General features: G+C 52.6%; 2 protein-coding genes. Both read right to left on the bottom strand.

All coding sequences use genetic code 11. The annotated features are described in order from the left end of the window. Window positions 1-195 precede the first annotated feature (195 nt). Entirely contained in the window at window positions 196-678 is a 483-nt protein-coding gene (locus C1720_RS13485; RefSeq protein WP_146007070.1) for a hypothetical protein, read from the bottom strand. A gap of 2 nt (window positions 679-680) precedes the next feature. After that, the coding region (locus C1720_RS13490; RefSeq protein ID WP_233200080.1) for a hypothetical protein at window positions 681-1,756 on the bottom strand (1,076 nt) is incomplete at its 5' end.

Here is a 1,756-nt window from a genome sequence, read left to right on the forward strand (position 1 = left end):
CGGCCTGGCCCGCTCTGGCAGCGCTGGCTTTGAGGGCCGCATGGGCGTTGCAGACGCAGCAGGCGCTTGCGCGCGGATGCGCTCGATCTGCTCTCTCAAGTTCAGCCCGCGCGCGTTGCGGCCTATGACTTGTCCGCCCAGGCGCGAGAGTTGCTCAATCTGGCTGCCGCGCAGGCCAGCGGCGACCGTAGAGCGTCACATAACGACATGTGGCTCTATATTTCTAAAAACCATTCCAGATTCACCATGAAAAATATCTATCTGATCAATTTCCCATGAAGGCAACTCAATGGGAATAAATATTTCCGACGGGAATGGGGCGCTGCACATCATGTCAATGATGGCTGTTCCCAGTTCCCTTTGTACAGCTTGTAGATCAAGGCCCTTTCCATTATCAAAATGTACCAAGAAGTCAGTAACAACTATCCTGTCTTTTTCTTTTTTTCCAAAAAAATGAGGGGCAACGACACCTCCCCGACTGACACTTATTCTCGCAATTGGCAGAGCCTTCATGTCCGTAATCCATTCTTCAATATTTTCTTCGTTACGCTCAACATTTTTTAACGGCCAATAGCATTTGCCGCGTTGCACAATAAAGCACATATCATAGTTGAGCATTTGATGTTTTAACATTACCCAAAGTTCTGGCTTTTTTCTTGCATCCAATGAATATAACATTTTTACCTCCATCTGGTTCCATGCGGTTTTTCGTAGAACCGTTCAATCAATGCTGCCCTTTCAGAAAGATAGTCACGAATCAGTTCTCTGCGAGCAGTGTCATCCCTCAATATTCTAGCCAGTCTGATCTCCTGGAGATATTGCCTTCGTTCAGAGGCAACTCTTGTTCTGGGATTAGTGCTAAGATAATATCTTGAACCTGGAAAACCCAAGGCGGCATCATCTAAATAATGACCATACTCATGCCTGAGTGCGGCAATTGATGCATCGGGATCAATAACCATATTTCCGGGTTTTCCTGAGCTTGACGCAGGGCCATATGCAAACTCTCTTGTACGAAAGCTGACTTCCACACCATTTCTTCGCAGATCCGACATTATCTGATCATATTCATGCCGGTTGTTTATTCTGGCTGGCCCAAGAGCGTTGAAAAGCCTGTCTCCGCCTGAATTAAATGCTATGTTGCCAGTAGGCAACATAGCTGCTGGCTTTCTCATATGTTGTGCTAATTCAGCAGCTTCTGGTATTCCCGGCCGTGTCAAAGCCGCAGGCCCCAGCAGTCCATTCATTGCAGCTGCGCCATGCAGCGCCGCTTGCAGCCGGGCCACGTTGGCGTCACTGGCATTTGCCGCCATTTCGCCGCGCGCCCAGTACTGGCCTGCCAAGCTGGCATTGTTGAGGCTGTTGTAGGCCTCTGTGCCTAGCGCCTCGACCATTGCCAAGGGCGTGACGCCCAGGCCCAGGGCAGCGTAAACCGCCCTGTCCATCCAGCTGGCATCCGGATCCATCATGCCTTGCGTGGCCATGCGCATGCGCTCCTGATAGAAACCATGCGCGGGGGCATAGAGGTTCTCAACAGGCGGCAGCGGAGCTTGTGGCCTTTCAGCGGAAGGCCTGTGGCTTGTTTCAGGCCGCGCAGCTTGCGGCAGCCCCAGCCTTCTGGCGTTTTCTACGGTCGGCGCCAAATCCTGCGGCCTGGCCCACTCTGGCAGCGCTGGCTTTGAGGGCCGCATGGGCGTTGCAGGCGCAGCAGGCGCTTGCGCGCGGATGCGCTCGATCTGCTCTCTCAAGTTCAGCC

It is taken from the genome of Ottowia massiliensis, from assembly GCF_900240305.1.
Taxonomy (GTDB): domain Bacteria; phylum Pseudomonadota; class Gammaproteobacteria; order Burkholderiales; family Burkholderiaceae_C; genus Ottowia; species Ottowia massiliensis.

Coding starts and splice junctions, on each gene's coding strand:
- C1720_RS13485 (WP_146007070.1), bottom strand. CDS start 678: ATGTTATATTCATTGGATGCAAGAAAAAAGCCAGAACTTTGGGTAATG.